Annotated in this window: 12 protein-coding genes; 6 read left to right on the top strand and 6 right to left on the bottom strand. The window is 60.9% G+C overall.

Annotation, left to right across the window (positions count from 1 at the left end):
• Positions 1–71 precede the first annotated feature (71 nt).
• On the bottom strand, positions 72–1,766 hold the full coding sequence (locus CQ020_RS16895) for a glycoside hydrolase family 13 protein (RefSeq protein WP_105692906.1): 1,695 nt from the start codon (positions 1,764–1,766) through the stop codon (positions 72–74).
• A gap of 125 nt (positions 1,767–1,891) precedes the next feature.
• Between CQ020_RS16895 and CQ020_RS16890 the strand changes: the two genes are divergently transcribed.
• The 6 genes from CQ020_RS16890 (at position 1,892) to CQ020_RS16865 (ending at position 9,953) form a co-directional block, all read left to right on the top strand.
• Complete coding sequence (locus CQ020_RS16890) at positions 1,892–3,103, top strand: ROK family protein (RefSeq protein WP_181152025.1); 1,212 nt, start codon at positions 1,892–1,894, stop codon at positions 3,101–3,103.
• Between the two features lie 435 nt (positions 3,104–3,538).
• Positions 3,539–5,245 (top strand): extracellular solute-binding protein, encoded by a 1,707-nt coding sequence (locus CQ020_RS16885; protein WP_105692904.1) that lies wholly within the window; start codon positions 3,539–3,541, stop codon positions 5,243–5,245.
• A gap of 83 nt (positions 5,246–5,328) precedes the next feature.
• On the top strand, positions 5,329–6,297 hold the full coding sequence (locus tag CQ020_RS16880; protein WP_105692903.1) for a sugar ABC transporter permease: 969 nt from the start codon (positions 5,329–5,331) through the stop codon (positions 6,295–6,297).
• Positions 6,298–6,310: 13 nt separating this feature from the next.
• Positions 6,311–7,288, top strand: coding sequence for a carbohydrate ABC transporter permease (locus CQ020_RS16875; protein ID WP_105692902.1), 978 nt, complete (start codon positions 6,311–6,313; stop codon positions 7,286–7,288).
• Between the two features lie 11 nt (positions 7,289–7,299).
• Positions 7,300–8,016 carry a YesL family protein gene (locus CQ020_RS16870; RefSeq protein WP_105692901.1) on the top strand — a complete coding sequence of 239 codons (717 nt, stop codon included), beginning with the start codon at positions 7,300–7,302 and terminating at the stop codon, positions 8,014–8,016.
• Between the two features lie 14 nt (positions 8,017–8,030).
• Complete coding sequence (locus CQ020_RS16865; protein ID WP_258141978.1) at positions 8,031–9,953, top strand: family 49 glycosyl hydrolase; 1,923 nt, start codon at positions 8,031–8,033, stop codon at positions 9,951–9,953.
• 1,066 nt (positions 9,954–11,019) lie between these two features.
• On the opposite strand, the gene CQ020_RS16860 is transcribed toward CQ020_RS16865, so the two are convergent.
• The 5 genes from CQ020_RS16860 to CQ020_RS16840 all read right to left on the bottom strand — a co-directional run bounded on the left by CQ020_RS16860 (position 11,020) and on the right by CQ020_RS16840 (position 18,090).
• Positions 11,020–12,405, bottom strand: coding sequence for an MFS transporter (locus tag CQ020_RS16860; protein WP_105692900.1), 1,386 nt, complete (start codon positions 12,403–12,405; stop codon positions 11,020–11,022).
• Positions 12,406–12,490: 85 nt separating this feature from the next.
• Positions 12,491–14,407, bottom strand: coding sequence for an FAD-binding monooxygenase (locus tag CQ020_RS16855; protein ID WP_105692899.1), 1,917 nt, complete (start codon positions 14,405–14,407; stop codon positions 12,491–12,493).
• Positions 14,408–14,531: 124 nt separating this feature from the next.
• Entirely contained in the window at positions 14,532–15,905 is a 1,374-nt protein-coding gene (locus CQ020_RS16850; protein ID WP_105692898.1) for an aminotransferase class I/II-fold pyridoxal phosphate-dependent enzyme, read from the bottom strand.
• A 17-nt stretch (positions 15,906–15,922) separates the two neighbouring features.
• Positions 15,923–16,504 (bottom strand): MarR family winged helix-turn-helix transcriptional regulator, encoded by a 582-nt coding sequence (locus tag CQ020_RS16845; RefSeq protein ID WP_105692897.1) that lies wholly within the window; start codon positions 16,502–16,504, stop codon positions 15,923–15,925.
• A 242-nt stretch (positions 16,505–16,746) separates the two neighbouring features.
• Complete coding sequence (locus tag CQ020_RS16840) at positions 16,747–18,090, bottom strand: MFS transporter (RefSeq protein WP_105692896.1); 1,344 nt, start codon at positions 18,088–18,090, stop codon at positions 16,747–16,749.
• Positions 18,091–18,257: the final 167 nt, after the last annotated feature.

The following is an 18,257-nucleotide window of genomic DNA, read 5'->3' as shown; positions in this document are numbered from 1 at the left end:
TGTAGATCATTCCGGGATCGGTCGGTGCCGCACCGTGTGTGTGGCACCGACCGATGACCTCGGCGATTGGATCAGTTGCGGAGCCAGGCGGTGGCCTGGGCGGGAAGCTTGCGCTCTTCCAGGGGCTGGCTGGCGAGGATGATTTCTCCGGTTGGCAGTTCGACGGGGGCGTCTCCGAAGTTGGTGACGCACAACCACCCCCCAGGCCGTGTGAAGGCGAGGACATCTTTACCGCCGGTGTCTACCCAATCCAGAGATTCCGCGCTCTGCAGCTTGTGACGGAATGCGAGAGCACGCCGGTAAAGGTTCAAGGTCGAGTTCTCCGGGACCTCCTGAACGCTCACGGCGTAATCGGCGAACCATGCTGGTTGGGGCAAGTGTGCCGCGTTGGCACCGAATCCGAAGGAGGTGCCGGCCGGGGTCCAGGGAAGAGGGACCCGGCATCCGTCCCGGCCGAGCCCATCCCATTCGGCACCGCGGAGGAAGGAAGGGTCCTGGCGGTCCTCCCCAGGGATCTGGGCGACTTCGTGCAGGCCGAGCTCCTCGCCCTGATACAGGTAGGCGGAGCCGGGCAGGGCGAGCATGAGGAGGGACGCAGCACGGGCCCGGCGGATGCCTCCGGCGATGTCCAGGGCATTGCGGGGTCCACCTGCCTTGACCCATTCGATGCCTTGTTTGGTGTTGCGTCCGCTCAGGGGGGCCAGACCGTATCGGGTGGCGTGGCGGGTGACGTCATGGTTGGAAAACACCCAGGTAGAGGTGGACCCGGTGGTGCGAACCTGGTTCAGGTTGTCCTCGATGACGTCACGGAACTGGGTGGCATCGAAGTCAGCCATCAGGAGGTCGAAACTGAATGCCTGACCAAGTCCTTCAGGCGAGGCGTACCGGGCTCGGCGCTCCGCGGTCTCGACCCAGGCCTCTGCGACGGCGAAACGGGGCGGGTTGTATTCGTTGAAGACTTTCCGCCAGTCGCGGTAGATCTCGTGAACTTCGTCGCGATCAAAGAGCGGGTGGGTGCCGGAATTGCGGTCAAGCAAATCCAGCTCGGCTTTCGAAGGCAGCTGATCCGGGAGGTCTTTGACCAGCATGTTCGCCACGTCGACTCTGAAGCCGTCGACGCCCCGGTCGGACCAGAACCGCAGAGTCTTGAGGAAGTCTTCCCGAACCTCCGGATTTTCCCAGTTCCAGTCGGGCTGTTCCGGTGTGAAAGTGTGCAGGTACCACTGCCCCGGGCTGCCGTCGGGTTCGGTGACGCGGCTCCAGCGAGGTCCCCCGAATGCAGCCGTCCAGTCCGAGGGCGGTAGTTCCCCCTGATCCCCGAGGCCTTCGCGGAAGATGTAGCGTTTCCGTGCGGCGGATCCGCGCCCGGCGGCGAGGGCTTCCTGGAACCACGCATGCCGGTTGGAGGAGTGGTTGGGGACGATGTCCACGATCACCCGGATGCCGGCGTGGTGCAGGGCGGCGGTCATCTCGTCGAAGTCGGCCAGAGTGCCGATCTTCGGGTCGACGTCGCGGTAGTCGTCGACGTCGTAGCCGCCATCGGCGAGAGCCGAGGGGTAGAACGGGCTGAGCCAGACGGCGTCGACCCCGAGTGTTTTCAGGTAGGGCACGCGAGAGGTGATGCCCTTGAGGTCCCCGATCCCATCGCCGTTCGAGTCGGCGAATGAACGCGGGTAGATCTGGTAGACGGCGGCCTGACGCCACCACGCGGCGTCCTCAGAGAGGAGGAGAGGAATCGTAAGGTCTGAGTCGAGCGGATAAGCCATGCAGCGGTCCTTTATCGGTGAACGTGTGCGGGCAGGAACCTTGAGGGAACTGCCGGCGGTTGAGATGCGCACGAAAGTGCGCAGATTTAGAATCTAAATCTAGAGCTTGAGGCACAATGAAGAACATGTCAAGGACAGTGATGGGTGAGAGCGGAGTTGGGCCCCGGGTGCCGGTTACATCGACGCAGACGGTCCGGGACCTTAATTCCTCGCTTGTGCTTGACCTTTTTTGGAAGACCCCTGTCGATGCCGGCCTGACTGCCACGGAGCTCGTCGAAAATACAGGGCTGACCCGCTCTACCGTTCTGGCGATTGCGGATGAGTTGAGGGAGGCGGGCTGGCTTCTTGAGGACCGGGCACCCAGCCTGATACCTGGGCGTGGCCGCCAGGCGCGGAGATTTACGTTCAACAGAAAGCGGCGGCTTGTTGTCGCCTGCGACATTGGCTTCCGATCAATCACCTCGGTCGTGGCGGACTTGAAGGGAGCGGTGCTCGGCAGGGCAGGACGTCGCTTTGAGGGCCGGGAATGGACTACCGACAGAACAGGCGAGGTTCTGCAGACGATCGATGAGGCGCTTCTGGACGCCGGAGTCGGCCATGACCGAATCGAATCAGCGTGCCTCGGGCTCGCGGCCCCGCTTGATCGGAACGGAGTGCCGTTTCAAGGGAACCCTTTTTGGGACGCTGTGAGGATCGATCTGGAGCGAGTGCGCGGCTTCGCGACCGCATGGGGCATTACCTTCGAGAATGACGCGGACCTCGCGGCCATTGCAGAGATGCGGGCGTCCGGGGGTCACTCCACGGGTTCGACGGTCACGCTCCTCGCGGGCGAGTGGCTAGGTGCCGGCATCGTCGTCAACGGAGAACTCTTCCGCGGGGCCAACGGTGGCGCAGGGGAGATGGGGTACCTCGAGCGCGTGATGGGGGTTGGGAGCAGCCTTGGTCCTTCAGCGGTGGCACGGGACCTGATTCTGGAAGGACTCGCGGCAGGCCGCGAGTCCCGGGTGGAACGCGATGCCCGGCCATCGCTCGAGTCCATCATGGCCGCGGCCAACGAGGGCGATGCACTGGCGGCGGAAGTCGTCGGGCGACTCGAAGAGCGGCTTTCGCTGACGGTCTCGACTCTGTCCAGCTTCCTCGACCCAGGTGCGGTCATCATCTCCGGCGGGAACGCGGAACTGCTTGCGCCGATGCTCGCAGGTGTGCGGAAGCGACTGGGAGAACTCATTCCTCACCCGCCCGAGATTCTTGCCTCCACCCTCGGCCGCGACGTCGTGCTTCTGGGTGCTGTTCACAGTGCGATTGCTGCCGTTCGAGGAGCATCTCTGCCCTCCTGAAACTCGTATGGGCCCCGGCTCATGGCGGCAGTTCGCGTTGGGATGGACTGCGCCATGCCGGAGGACCCTTCCCGGCGGGTCGCCATGGACGCGTTGGTCGATCGAGCAGGCGCGCACCTCTGATGAGTCACACGACCATGTGGCCATCGTCACTTCTGGTCCTTGACAAGGCCGCGCGCCCAGCCTATTCTCGAAAAGCAGCCACTAGATTTAGGTCCCAAATCTAGAGAATCTCATGTAGTCCCCTCCGTGAACACGGGGGAATTTGCGTGTTCTTGCTGACACGTCGGCCGCTGTGTGACCAGCGGAGGAAGAGTCCTTTCCGTACCTGCATCACAGGTCCTAATGGCTCCGCGTACCGGCTCACAAAACTTACGAATGCGGCTTTGGCCTGGTGTTGGCCAGGATCCCACTGCATCGCTCAAAGGAGAGGTAATGCCCAAAACCAAAGCATCTCGCTTCCACTGGAAGCCGAAGACTGCCCTGACCCTCGGAGTCCTCGGTGCCCTGGCGCTTTCCGGATGCACCCCGGACGGCAGCAAAGACGAATCCGGTAAGCCCGTCGTCACAGTGCAGGTGGTCAAAGACTCTCGAGCCAAGGCAATGAGTGACATGCCATGGACAAAGGATCTCGAAACCGCATGTGGCTGCACGATTCAGTGGCAGGAGACGGCGTCATCTTCATGGACGCAGCAGAGGCAGGCATCGCTTGCTGCCGGCGAGGTGGCCGACGTGACAATCGGAGGCTACGGCAGCGGCGACTGGGGTGACTACAGCAGCCTTTTTATGGATCTTTCGCCCGAGCTGGAGAACCTGCCGAACCTGAGCAAGACGTTTGAGGCTTCCCCGTACTCCCGCGTGGCTTCGACCTGGGATGACAAGCTGTTCGGAGCGCCCGGCGTCAACACGGGTCTGATGGCGAACTCCAGCAGCCACATGTTCATCAACAAGAAATGGCTGGACAAGCTGGGTCTGCCTGTCCCCACAACCTGGGGGGAGCTGAAGAGGACGCTCGAAGCCTTCAAGAAGGGCGACCCCAACGGCGATGGAAAGCCTGTGACCCCGCTCACCTTCAACGCGCCGAACGCCGATGGGTGGGGCTGGTTCCAGCCTAATGTCCTTCTCGGGAGCCATGGCATCCCGGTAACCGGTGGTGGCCAAGGAATGTACGCCGAGAACGGCACGATCAAGAACTACCTCACGGACCCGGCTTACAAAGACCTCGCCAACTACCTGCACGATCTGTGGAGCGAGGGGCTTATTTCCAACGAAGCATTCACGCAGGACTGGTCCAAGTACACCGCCACAACGAAGGGGGAGGGGACTACCGCCAAGGTCGGTGTGACGTGGATGTGGACTCCTTCCGACATCTTCGGTTCTCAGTTGGCGGACCAGTACGTCACCATTCCTCAGCTCAAGGCCGACGACGCACCGAACGCCAAGCCGGTTTGGTTCTTCAACGGTGATCAGATCAACTACAGCGCAAACAAGGTCTCGGTCGCTGCGAACGTCAAAAACAAAGACGCAGCACTTAAGCTTGTTGACGCCATGTACACCTCGGACATTGGCATCCAAATGCGTTTCGGCTCGTTCGGTGTGGGCGTGAAGAAGAACGGTGAGAAGGACTACACGATCCTGTCGCCGACCGACACAACGAAGAACGCCTCGGATTGGCAGTTCCAGAACTCGCTCTCCGACGGCGCGCCAGGCTGGTTCCTGCAGCCGGGTGTGAAGCTGACCCTACCCAAAGAACAGTTCGAGGTTCGCGGTGTGGACGAAGTTTACAAGCAGGATCTGGCCAACATGGACCTGAACAAGGACGTGATCTATGGCGGCGTTTCCTTCACGGCAGACGAGAACAAGCAATATTCGCTGAACAACACTGGAATCACCCAGACAGCGATGAGCAAGTTCGCCCAGTGGGTCACCAAGGGCGGTGCAGACCAGGACTGGGATGCGTACGTCGCAGCGCTGAAGAAAAACGGACTCGACCAGCAGGTCTCGCTCCAGCAGGCCGCGTACGACCGTTACGTCAAGGTGATGCAGGACAACAAAGTTGACCTCAACATCGAGCTGAACAACCCGGACCTGAAATTCACAGCGAATCCAGACAACACGGCCACCATCACCAATTCCAAGTAGCACGGACCGTTGCGGTGCCGGTCCCCCTGGATACAAGGGGCCGGCACCGCGACGGCTTCACCCGGCCCGAGGAGGGTCACGACATGACAAATGTGCAGACTGAAGAAGCAGTCGTCGTCGCCGCGGTAAAGAGGCTGCGCGCTGAAACCGGGAGTTCGCGGCGGAAGCGGCTGCAACGTCATTTCACCCGGTACTGGCAGCTGTGGATCATGGTCTTGCCGGCGATCGCCTTCATCGTGGTCTTCTCGTATATCCCTATGTATGGTATTCAGCTGGCCTTCCGGGAATTTGACGTGACCAAGGGCCTTACTGGCGGGCAGTGGGTTGGGTTCAAATACTTTGAGCAGTTCTTCAACAACCCGCAGTTCGGCCAGATCATCCTCAACACGGTGACGATCAGCCTATGGACCCTGGTCATGGGATTCATCACACCGGTCATCATGGCGATCCTGATCAACCAGATCGGCAATAAGCGGATCAAGGGGTTTACGCAGACCATCACCTACATGCCGCACTTCATCTCGACTGTGGTCATGGTTGCCATCCTGCAGATTTTCCTCACCCCGGGCAGTGGCATCATGGGGCGGCTCTTTGGCAACACGAGCCTGCTTGGAGACCCGGCCGCGTTCGCGCACCTGTACTGGATTTCGGAGATCTGGCAGCACACCGGGTGGAATTGCATCATCTACCTCGCTGCGCTGTCGTCGGTGGACGTGGCCTTGTACGAGGCCGCAAAGATCGACGGCGCTGGCCGGCTCCAGCTGATCCGTCACGTGGACATGCCCGCACTGCTCCCTACCGCGGGCATCCTGCTGATTCTTAACATGGGCAGCGTGCTCGGCGTCGGCTTCGAGAAGGTGTACCTGTTGCAGAATACGCTCAACATCACAGCATCCGAGGTTATCTCCACCTACACCTACCGCGTTGGCATTCTCGGGAATCAGTTCTCCTACTCGACCGCAATCGGCCTGTTCAACGCGCTGGTCAACTTCGGGTTCCTGATCTTGGCGAATTACATCGCCAAGAAGTCCAGCAACACGAGCATCTTCTAGGAACGAAGCGATCATGAGCAATAGACAACTCTTATCCTCCCGAGACCCGGCACCGAAGCTGAAGACTGCGACAGCCTTTGGCGCCCGATCGAGGAAACCCCGGGCGTTCAAGTGCACGCCGGGGGACCGGGCAGTGGACATCATCATCGGAATCTTGATTGTCCTGATTCTGCTCGCCGTGATGTACCCGCTCTGGTTCATCATCATCGCCTCGTTCTCCGACCCCCGTTCCGTCGCCACCGGACAGGTAACGCTGTTGCCCCAAGGTCTGGGCTGGGGAGGATACGAACTGATCTTGGCTGATGAGCGCATCTGGGCCGGCTACCGCAACACCCTGATTTACTCGGTGGTCGGTACCGCGGTCAACTTGCTGGTAACGCTTCCTGCGGCGTTCGCGATGTCGCGCCCCGAATTCAAGCCGCGGCGAATCATCATGTTTCTTTTCGCCTTCACAATGTTCTTCGGTGGCGGCCTGATCCCGATGTTCCTGCTCATCAAGCAGCTGGGGCTGCTGAACAACATGTGGGTGTTTATTCTCCCGGGAGCATTCTCAGTGTTCAACATGATCATCGCGAGGTCGTACTTTGAGAGTTCCCTTCCGGAAGAACTTCACGACGCGGCGCAGATCGACGGACTCACGTATTTCGGCTACTTCGCCAAAATCGTCCTTCCGCTCTCCACCGCAATCATTGCCGTCATCGGCCTGTACTACTTCGTCGGCCACTGGAACGACTTCTTCACCGGCCTGATTTACGTCCGTAATCAAGATCTTCAGCCGTTGCAGAACGTCCTTCAGCAGATCCTTGTCGCGAATCAGTCACAGCAAGGCGCGGGCGGCTCTGTGGGCCAATCCTCGGGTCAGGCACAAGAGTTCGCTGACCAGATCAAGTTTGGCGTCATCATCGTGTCCAGCCTTCCGTTGCTAGTGCTTTACCCGCTCTTGCAGAGGTACTTCAACAAGGGCGTCATGGTCGGCGCAGTGAAGGGCTGAAGGGCAAGCCCATGAGAACGTTCGCTGCAGGGTACGAGCGGTTCGCCCGCATCGTCCTGATGGTGTTCATCACCAACGTCGCCTTCATAGTGCACACCCTGCTCGGAGTCGTGATCGCTGGATTCTTCCCGTCGGTTGCGGCATCGGCTTCGACATTTCGCACTTGGACCATCGCCAAGGATCGGTCATGGACCGTGAGGCAGACGTGGTCAGTATTTCACCGCGCCTGGAAGGCTGAGCTGGCGGCAGCTAACGCATTCGGCTGGCCTCAGCTGGTCGTTTGGCTGTTCTTGGCCTGGGACTATTACCTTGCTAACTGGAACTATATGGGGCCGATCGGGATTGGCGTCTCGGGACTGGTCCTCCTCGTCGTGGTTCTCTATGGCGTCTTCGCACTGAATTCATGGGTGGTCCGGGCGAACTTCGACGAGCGGACGAGGTGGATCGTGCGCACATCTCTTCGAATGGTGATTGCTCGCCCGGCGTGCAGCCTGATGACGATCGCGTTGCTTCTGCTCACTGCCTGGGCTTGGTACATGTGGCCGGGCATGCTCATGGCCTTCGGGTTCGCCCTACCGCTGTTCGCCGCCGTGATCGTCGTCTACTCATTCGGTCGGTTGCCGGGAATGAACGTAGATGATCGGGCTCGCCCAAACGGAGCTATGGCCCTGGGAGGTGCTGGTTCTCCGCTGCACCACATAGCGACTCCGCATGCACCGGGCCATTGACGAGAGGAACCATCATGCCCGGAACAGGGCTAGGCCGGCTGGCCAAACGCATGACAGCGGCAGCCGCAGTCTTCTTTATCAGCACTAGCGCCGTGCTCCCAGCACAGGCCGCCACGGCGCCGGCAGCCGTCCCACCAGGGGTACCAGCCGCTGTCAACGCAGAACACGCCATCACTACGGTCGACAATGGCACCCTGCACACGTGGTGGCACGACAACGGCGTTTCCAGCCCTGCCGCTCCAACACAAAGCGGCGACGTTCGCCGGTCGTCCTTCTACGATGTGCAGGTTGCCCAGGCTAATCAGCCGGAGAAGCTATACGACGCCTTCAGCTACATGAGCATTCCCCGCAGCGGAAAGGGCCAGATCGGCTACACAGAGGAAGACGGCGCTGAATTCTCCTCTGAGGCCGAGCTTACGATGAGCTGGTCCAGCTTCGAGTACGCCAAGGACGTCTGGGTGGAAGTGAGCCTGCGCACTGGACAGACCGTCTCTTCAGCCGACCAGGTTCAGATCCGGCCGAGCAGCTACAACTTCGAAAAGCAGCTCGTGGATGCAGACACCGTCAGAATCAAGGTGCCCTACTCTGACGCGGGCTACAGGTTTTCGGTCGAATTTGAGCCGCAGCTGTACACCGCCTACAACGACATGAGCGGCGACAGCGGCAAACTGACGACCGAGGCGGCAGGCAACCGGCCCATCCACACCGAGCCGCGCAATTCGATGATGGTCTTCGCCGAACCGAAGCTTCGGGGCGAGCAGAAGGAGCGCCTGGTCCCGACAGAAGAGTCGGGCAGTATCCACTATCCGAAGCCCGGCGAGGTGCGGGACCTGAACTCGGTCGGCGAGGAAATCATCTACTTCCGGCCCGGCACCTACAGCATGGGCTCGGACTACCATGCAGTCCTGCCAGCCAACGTGAAATGGGTCTATCTGGCACCAGGGGCCTACGTGAAGGGAGCCTTCCGGTTCCTCCACGACACCCAAAGCCAGTACAAGGTCACCGGTTACGGCGTCCTCTCCGGCGAGCAGTACGTCTACGAGGCGGATACGAACAACAGCTACCATCACCTCAGCGGGGCGTCCAACTGCCACTCGTCATGTGTAAAGATGCTGCAGTTCGCTTCCGCCGACGCGGAGCAGAAGCTGGACCTGCAGGGTGTTACAGTCGCCGAGCCGCCGTACCATTCCTTCGTGGTCTACGGGAACGAGCAAACATTCCACATGAACGTGGAGAACTACAAGCAGGTGGGCAGCTGGTACTGGCAGACGGACGGCATCGAGCTGTACAAAGGCAGCACCATGAAGAACACGTTCTTCAATGCCAACGACGACGTGCTGAAGATGTATCACAGCGATGTCACCATCGATAACACGGTGATCTGGAAGAACGAGAACGGCCCAGTGATCCAGTGGGGCTGGACGCCACGGAACATTGACAACGTGAACGTCGCCAACACCACGGTCATCCACAACCGGATGTATTGGAAAGACGTCAAGTACAACACCTGCATTTTCAATTCCTCCTCGCACTGGGAGGACATGAGTTCCACCACCAAAGCGGATCCCAGCACCACGGTGAAGAACATGCGGTTCGAAAACACCACCGTCGAAGGGACGGCCAACTGCGCTATCCGCGTCTATGCCCTGTCCGATACTGAAAACATCCACATCAAGAATTTCAACATCGGCGCCTGGAACGGGCTGGACTGGACTTCACAGGTCAGCCACCTCAAGCGCTACACCAACTCCGCCGGTGAGAAGGTCACCATCGGCAACGAGGTTCCCGACGGCAACGGGTTCGCCCTTGAAAACTACTCAGTGGGCGGCCAAGTCATCGAGAAGACCGGCGGAAACTGGTCAGACTACCAGCTCGGTCGGCTTGGCTTCGACGGCGAAAACTGGGACAGCTGGAACGCCTGGATGTCAGCTCCCTAGCAGGCTCTGATCGAGCTCAGTCCGGGGGTGAAAGTGGGCAGCGGCAAGAGCCGTTGCCCACTTCCTCCACGAGGGTTCGCACGTCTACTGGGCGACGCCCGGGTGCGCCAGAGCATGCGCGGCGCTCATGAGCTGGAACGGCGCATCCCCATGCCCGTTCCGTTTAGAGGGGCTTCCTTGGCCGCGGCGGCGACGACGATATCAGCAGCCACCTTGAAGAGGCCACGCTTCTATACATACTCGGAGTCACGGTTGTGGACCGGGTGCCACCAAAGGGCATTAACCAGAGGAGTGGCATCGAAGGGCAGCCCGTACACCCACCGGACTGGCCCGGAATCCGCATGTTTCCGCCACTTCCCAGTGCATCCAAGCTTCGGAATCCCGTTCGAGTCCCACCTCGGGCACGGCATACCCCCTCGTCAGAGGGGGTTTTTGCTTTAACGTGTTGACAATTGTTGACACGAGTCTCTGAACTGTGTGGTGCCGGCTTGGGCCTGGCCGCCGGTTGGCCTGTTTGGTTGTGGGGAGCGGGTTCAGAGCCGTGGCTGGCGGGTCCTCCGCTGGCTGTGAACTGGGGGTTATGTGTTCCCTTCTTGCTTCGCCGGGTAGGTCTTGGTTGGCCTACACCTGTTCATGGGCTAGGGGATTAGGTACGACATGACTTCCACAGATTTCCGTCTCGTCGGTTTCAGCCATGAGATTTTCGGCATGTCACGGCGCCGAACACTTGCTTTGTCGGGCCAAAGGGGGTGTGCACATTGTGCACACTTTGGTCTGTTTTGTTTCTGTCCACGGTCTGCTCTCTTTCTTGGCTTCATGTGTTCATTTCGCCCGCCGGATTCGGCGACATGACGCGGATCCGGAGGCGCTCTGCATGTGCAGGGTCATTCCGAGGTGAGAGTACGGCGGCCACGATCGCCCGAGCGCCTGATCCACGTGGTGCTTCTGCAGGCTTTCGCATCAAAATTACCGGTGGGATACTGCCTGCAGCGTCCTTGCCGCAGGCAGTTGTCTTCGGTCGCGTTGGGCCGGGCGCTCTCAGCTGGCCCGGCCCAACACGGTTCGCTCAGCTAACTTGGGTGGGTTCATTCGGGACGGCGACGATTCGGTGGTCAAAGACGAGCGCTCCAACTTCTTGTTCGGCCTGATGCCGGATGGAAAGATCCAAGCCGGAACGGTCCCGCACTAAGGAGACGGCCACAAGGGAAATAAGTGTCATGCCCACAAGGTATAGGGATACGGCTTCCGTTCCTCCGGTGGCCTGGACCAGCGCGGTGGCGATTGTGGGCGCAAAGGCGCCGCCGAGGATCGCACCCAAGGCGTAGGAGATGGAGACGCCGGAGAAGCGCACAGAGGCCGGGAACATCTCGGAATACAGGGCTGCCTGCGGGCCATACGCAAGTCCCAGACCAACGCTGAAGATGGTCATCGCCAGGTAGAGCATCGGCAGGGACCCGGTGTTGATGAGCCAGAAGAGCGGAAAACAGGCCAGCAGCTGCGCGCCGAAGCCCAGGAAATAAGTGTTCTTGCGACCAATTTTGTCCGAGAGGCACCCGGCGAGGTAGGTGAAGACGAACCAGACTCCAGCGCCGTACGTGACCGCGACGAGCACATCTGTGCGTTCGTGACCGACAGCGGGGCTGGACGCGTAGCTGGGGATGAAGCCGCCGGTCGCCATGTAGCCTGCAGCGTTGTTGCCCGCGAAAATCAGGGCTGCGATGACCACGAGCAGTCCGTGACGTCGGAACAGTTCCACGATCGGAATCCGGGGTTGTTTTTTGGCTGCGGCAATTTCCTGGAAGACAGGGGATTCGTCCACTGCACGGCGGACGAAGTAGCCAACGACGATGAGGACGATGCTCAATAGGAAGGGTACCCGCCATCCCCATTCAAGAAAGGCCGCCCCGGGGGAGATGACACCGGTCATGAGTGCTGTGACACCGGTGGCTAGGAGCAGCCCCAACGGGACTCCCAGCTGGGGGAACGCCCCGGCCCGTCCGCGGCGGTCGCGGGGGGCGTGCTCGACTGCCATCAGGACAGCGCCACCCCATTCACCGCCGGCGGAGATGCCTTGCAGGATCCTCAGCAGCAGGAGCATGATCGGGGCGAGAGCCCCGGCAGTCGCGTACGTCGGCAGGAAGCCGATCAGGGTGGTGGCTGCGCCCATGAGGATCAGCGTCAGCACGAGCATGGCCCGCCGCCCGAGCTTATCTCCGTAGTGGCCGGCAAGGAAAGCGCCGAGAGGCCGGAAGAGGAAGCTGATGCCGACGGAGGCGAACGACAACAGCAGAGCGATGGAGGCACCGGCCGGCTCGAAGAACAGCTGGGCGAACACCAGACCGGCGGCCGTGGCGTAGATGAAGAAGTCGTACCATTCGACGGTGGTGCCGATGATGGTAGCGAAGGCGACACGACGTTGGTTCGCCTTCGAACTGTGTGTGGGCGTGCTCATGGTTCTCCAGGTGGTGTGAGCGGTGTAGCCCCAAGGGAACCCTGGGGTTCAAAGATTGGTGCAGGTTTTCGGCTGGTGACCGGAGTTACCGAAGTATTGGCGACTTTCTGGAGAGCAGGGGTGCAAAGAAGGCGCCAAGTTCCGCCGTTGCCGTGAGGGGCAGGACGTTTGCCACGTACTGGTCGGGGCGGACCACTACTACGATGCCGCCGCGGTCTACGCCGCGCAGGTCGAAGATGTCCGAGGCGGGATCCGTGGCGTAAACCTTCTCGTAGTCCGTGAGCTGGAAAGGTCCGACGTGGGGTTTGAACACTGCGGGAACGGCGTTGATGTCCACGCTCGCGTGGTCCTGCTGGTAGATCACCTTCAGATCGAACCATGCGTCCAGATCGGCACCTTCGGGAGTGGCGGCGAGCGGCGATTCGGGTGAATTGGCGATCCACTCGGCGAATTCTTCGGTCGGCGAGACGGTTCCGGTTTTCGGGTTTTGGGGTGTCGCGGGGTCGGCGAAGACATAGATGCGCCAGCGACCGTCCGCTGTTGCGTGATGGCCGAGGTGCATCGGGTTGCTGTCACCCACCCGCACGACAGAGGCGGACTTGAAGCGCTTGCCGATAGGGAAACCTGTTGCAAGGTGCTGGTGTTCAGGGGCGGCTACCAACATTGAGGGAGCGTATTCGGTCATGAATCCGGCCGGGAACTCGGCGGTCCGGACGTAGAAGTCCTCCAGCTCCGAGGGGTCTTCGAACTCCTCGGGCCTTCTGGCCATGAGGGTTGACCATTCCTTGTCGAAATCGATGAGGTCCTTGGCCACCACCTGCCGCTCTTCGGAGTAGGTGGACAGCAGGGACTCGGGGCTGCGGCCCTCGAGAACGTGGCCGAGCTTCCAGGCGAGATTGAAGCCGTCCTGCATGGACACGTTCATCCCTTGGCCGGCCTTGGCGCTGTGCGTGTGGCAGGCATCGCCGGTGATGAACACCCGCGGCGTGCGCGAACCGCGTTCCTCCGGCAGGACGTCGTCGAACCTGTCGGTAAGGCGGTGGCCCACCTCGTACACGCTGTGCCAGGCGACGTCGCGCACGCCAAGGGTGTAGGGGTGGAGGATCTCGTTGGCCTTGCGGATGATTTCATCGATGGAGGTGCTGCGCACGGCGCCCTTGTTGTTGGGGTCCACCTCGCCTAGGTCAACATACGTTCGGAACAGGTGGCCGCCTTCGCGCGGGATCAGCAGTATGCTGCCGCCGGTTCCGGACTGGATGGCGCACTTGAGCCGGACATCTGGGAAGTCGGTGACGGCGAGGACGTCCATGACGCCCCAGGCGTGATTGGCCTGGTCTCCGGCGAGGGTACAGCCAATGGACTCGCGGACCTTGCTGCGTGCACCGTCCGCACCCACCACATACTTGGCGCGGATGATGCGCTCCTGCCCTTCCTGAGGGCCGGAGGTGTGGACCAGGGTCACCGTGACGGGATATTCTCCCTCCTGCGCGACGCTCAGGGAACGGAACTCAAAGCCATAGTCGGGGGACATCCGTGTGGGAGAGTTGGCCATGAACTCGGCGAAGTAGTCCAGCACGCGGGCCTGGTTAACCACGAGGTGGGGGAATTCGCTGATGTGGGCGGGGTCATCCGGGGTACGGGCAACGCGAATGATGCGCGAGGGGTCCGTGGGGTCCGGCTTCCAGAATGCCGTCTCGGTGATCCGATATGCCTCGGCGATGATCCGCTCGGCGAACCCGAAGGCCTGGAACGTCTCTACTGTGCGGGTCTGGATGCCGTCGGCCTGGCCGATGGCGAGCCTCCCGGGACGGCGCTCCACGATGCGCGTGGTGACGCCTGGGAATTGGGACAGTTGGGCGGCCGCGAGCATGCCGGCTGGACCGGTGCCTACGATCAGCACGTCGACTTCGTTGGGAAGTTCAACTGGCCGGTTGATGCCGACTCCTGCTGCCGGCTGTATCCGGGGGTCCCCGGATACATAGCCGTGATGGTGAAACTGCATGGGAAATTTCTCACTTCGTTGTAAGTCGGTCAGCGATAAAGCTCTTCAGAACCACGGACTGGGCGTGCGCGGAAAAGTCGGTGGTAATCCGGATTCAAGGCCCTGCACAGGCGACAATGCAGGTTTAGCTTGACCGTGCGGGCTGTGGTTCCATCGACGCAATGAGGCGGTGGCTGAATTCCTTTGCCAGTTGGAGGTGCTCGGGTTTCATGGCGCAGGATCTCAGGACAGTGGTGTAGTCACTATCAACTACGACCCATGGATGGTTCCTCGCAAGCCACTTGCTGTCGACGCGATACAGCGCCAAGTGCCAGCCGTCCTGGGCCATAGCCGCGAACGCATCTTCTGTTGCCGCAGAGATTTGCCCGGTGGTAGGACGTCGAGGGAAGGCGCAAACGATGTCAAGTTCGGGTTCGACCACGAGCTCGGCGCCGTCGGCGGCTCTGATGATGTCAGCTATTTGCAGCGCGGCTTTACGGCCGTCGGCGATAATCGATCCCATTCCCTCGCGTGACAATCCCAGAGCTTCAACCGTGGTCCAAAATGCTGCCGCCGAAGCTCCCGCTCTGGAGCACTCCAGACTGATCTCCCCAAGATGAAGGTCAGAAGAAGTGAAGTACGTGTAAGGGGAGTCGTGTGAGTAGAGCCTGCCGACAGATGGGTCAGCGAAGAGCACAGATCCGCATCCGTACGGTTGAAGTCCGTGCTTATGGGGATCCACGACGATTGAGTCTGCCCGGCGTATGGCCAGGAAGGGGGCAGGATCGACCAGCGGTTCGGGACCAGTTGCCAGGAGGGTGTGGAATCCTCCGTAGGCTGCGTCGATATGTAGCCGGGCTCCGAATTCGGCTGCCAGGTCCGCGGCTTCATGGACTTGGTCCAGTGCACCAAGACCGGTCGTGCCCAAAGTGACGACTACGGTCCCGACCCCGCCCCGTGCCAGCCTGGTCCTGAGATCCACCATCGAAAGACGGCCGAGGTCGTCTTCCGGAATGGTTTCATGCGGGGTTCCGAGCAACCGGCACATACGCTCATGCGTGTAGTGGGCGTTCGTTCCGGACAGTATGACCTTGCCGGGATGCAACTCCCTGGCAACCCAGAGTGCCTCAAGATTTGCGATGGTGCCGGAAGATGTCAGATGGCCCAGATGTTCCTCGTAACCGAACATTTCAGCAAGTTTGGCCACGACTTCCTTTTCCAGGACCGCTGTCGCCGGGCCTCCGTCCATGGCATGGTTATTCGGATTGATCAGTGCTGTGATGGCCTGCGCAACCCAAGCCACAGGGTGTGGGGGCTTGAGGAGTTGGCCGATGTACTTTGCATCGCCGTAGGGATACATGTTTGCCAGCCGTTCAACCAGGGAGGAAAGAGCAGCTGAGCCTGATGCGTCAATTGCTGGTCCTCCGGCCCACAACGTGGAATGCGCCTCCAAGTCTTTGGCGCGTTGCCTTAGCTCGGCGATCACGGTGTCGTCCAAGCGGACGTCTTGAGCCCTCATGAGTATCTCCTGTAGTTCTAGTTGGTTCGGGGAGCCGGGTGGTGCAGCAAGAGCTTGCGCAGCAGTTGGGCCAGGATTGATGCTTCGGTTTCGGTGAGCCCGTCGGCCCAGGCTTGCTCGCGCTGGTTATTGATCTGGAAGAGCTCGGCCAGCAGCTGCTCGCCCTCGGCCGAAAGCTGCACTACGGTTTTGCGCTTGTCCTCTGGATCCGGTTCTCGGGTAACGAGCCCGCTCTTCTCCAAGGTGTTGAGCAAGCTGGCGATGGAAGCCGTGGACACGCTGGACAACCGGGCCAGCTCGTTGGGGTTAACCTGTCCCACTGACTTGATGGTGAACAGCAGGCGGTACCCGGCGAAGCTGATGCCCATGGGGCGGTGTACCGAGACTTCCATGTCAGTGGTCATCCTGTTTGCGGCTCGGATGAGATTGAAACACAACGCCATGGCGGGCGAATTGACGTCCGGGTACAGCTCAATGGCAGCGGCCTGGGCCAGCGATTCGTAATCAGAGGACCCTATGCGCTTCATCTTCCGGGCATCGGCAGTCATCCGAAAGGTTTCGTCAGCGGTTGCAGATTCAGCTGCGGTTTCAGGGATCACAGTTTCTCCAATAGCGGTCAAATGGCGGCAAGAGTATTGCTAGAAGTCTAGCTTAATATCTACGACTGCACCATTGGACCACCTCAGTAATTTGTATCAAATTGCTAGAGATCTAGTTTATTGATTGCTTACTAGCCTAATTAGCGTGTGAGGTGAGGTCCTGTTTTCGTCGTGAGACTAACGCTTACTTGCGGGACTCTTGAGTGGCGACGGCAGACATAAGTCCACCGCCGCCAGCGGGGTCAAGACACTCGCGCCGCGACCGGCGGCAGGGTGGCGTCATGAATGTTGCTCCCGCGGGTCTCACGCAGCGTTAGGACTGTTACGGCACTCCCGACAAGCGAGACCGCGACGTAGATTCCGAATGCGGTCGCGCCGGCGGCTTGTCCCATGGCTTGGTTCAGTCCAGCCTGGATGAAGGCGGCGGTGCCTCCAAAGAGGGCGACACAGATCGAGTACGGCACCGCGACGCCTACATTCCTGATTGCTGTCGGGAAGATCTCGGCGAAGACCGCCGGGATGATCGAGGCAACGGCAGCGATAAAGAACATCACGATCGTCATGGCCAGAGCGAGGCGGAAGCCTGTGTTGTCCAGGAGGCTGATGGCCGGGAAGTGCGCTGCGGCAGCGCCGAGGAAGCCGACCGCGAGGACGGGCTTGCGCCCAATCTTGTCCGAAACCCGGCCCCAGAACGGTAGGAAAAACAGAAACAGGACGTTCGCGGCGGTGCCGGCCCACAGAGCTTCTGACGGGTTGACCTTGTGGACGCTCATGGCCATCGACGGCGCGGAAACGTTCCATGTGTAGAACGCGATCGTGAGGCCGAGGGTCAGGCCGATGACTTGGAGGGCCTCGCGCCAGTGCTGGACGACCGAGGTCCAGAGGCTGGTCTTCCCGGTGCCCTTTTGCGCCTTGCTCGCTTCGAACGCCTCGCTCTCGGGCATACGAAGTCGCATGATGAGTGCGTAGAGGCCGAGGATCGCCCCCACAGCGAATGGGACGCGCCAGCCAAAGGACGCCATTGCCTGGTTATTGATGAAGCTAGAGAGGATCGCGCCCATGATGGTCGCGAACACGATACCGGCCGTCGCCGAGAAATAGATCGCGGAGCTCCAGAAGCCACGGGATTGGGCCGGGACGACCTCGGCAATGTAAGTCTGCGCCGTCGGGAACTCGCCGCCGTGGGCAAGGCCCTGCAGGAGGCGGGCGATCACGAGAATGAACGATGCCCAGCCGCCGATTGTGCCGTAGTCAGGCGTTACGGCGACGATGAGCGACCCGAGCGAGGCGAGGCCGATACAGAGCATCATCGAGGTTTTCCGGCCCATGCTGTCGCCAATCCAGCCAAAGAGCCAGCCGCCGAGGGGGCGGGCGGCGAAACCGACCGCGAAGACGGCAAGGGTTGAAAGGAAGGCCGAGGCAGGATCGTCAGGGCTGAACATCTGCTTCGCGATGAACGTGGCGTAGAGCGCGTAGACGCTCCAGTCGTAGGCTTCGACGGCGTTGCCGGTCGCGGCGCTGAAGATGCCGCTCCCGCCGATGCGCGGCTTCGCGAGGTTCGGCGTCGAGGTGTCGTTTGTGGTCATTTTGAGGACTTTCTGTGGGGTGGGGTGGGTAGTGTGTATGGGCGTCTCAGCAGGCTTTACGGAGCCGAGCCAGCGCGAACCCTGCGTAGAGGGCGGCGCCGTCGGCGAGGGCCCCGTCATCGAAGGTTGCCCTCGGGGAGTGGTTGAAGGGGGCGGTCTCGGGGTCC

This window comes from Arthrobacter sp. MYb23 (genome assembly GCF_002979775.1).
Classification (GTDB): Bacteria; Actinomycetota; Actinomycetes; order Actinomycetales; family Micrococcaceae; genus Arthrobacter.
This window is presented reverse-complemented; position numbering and strand designations above follow the sequence as displayed.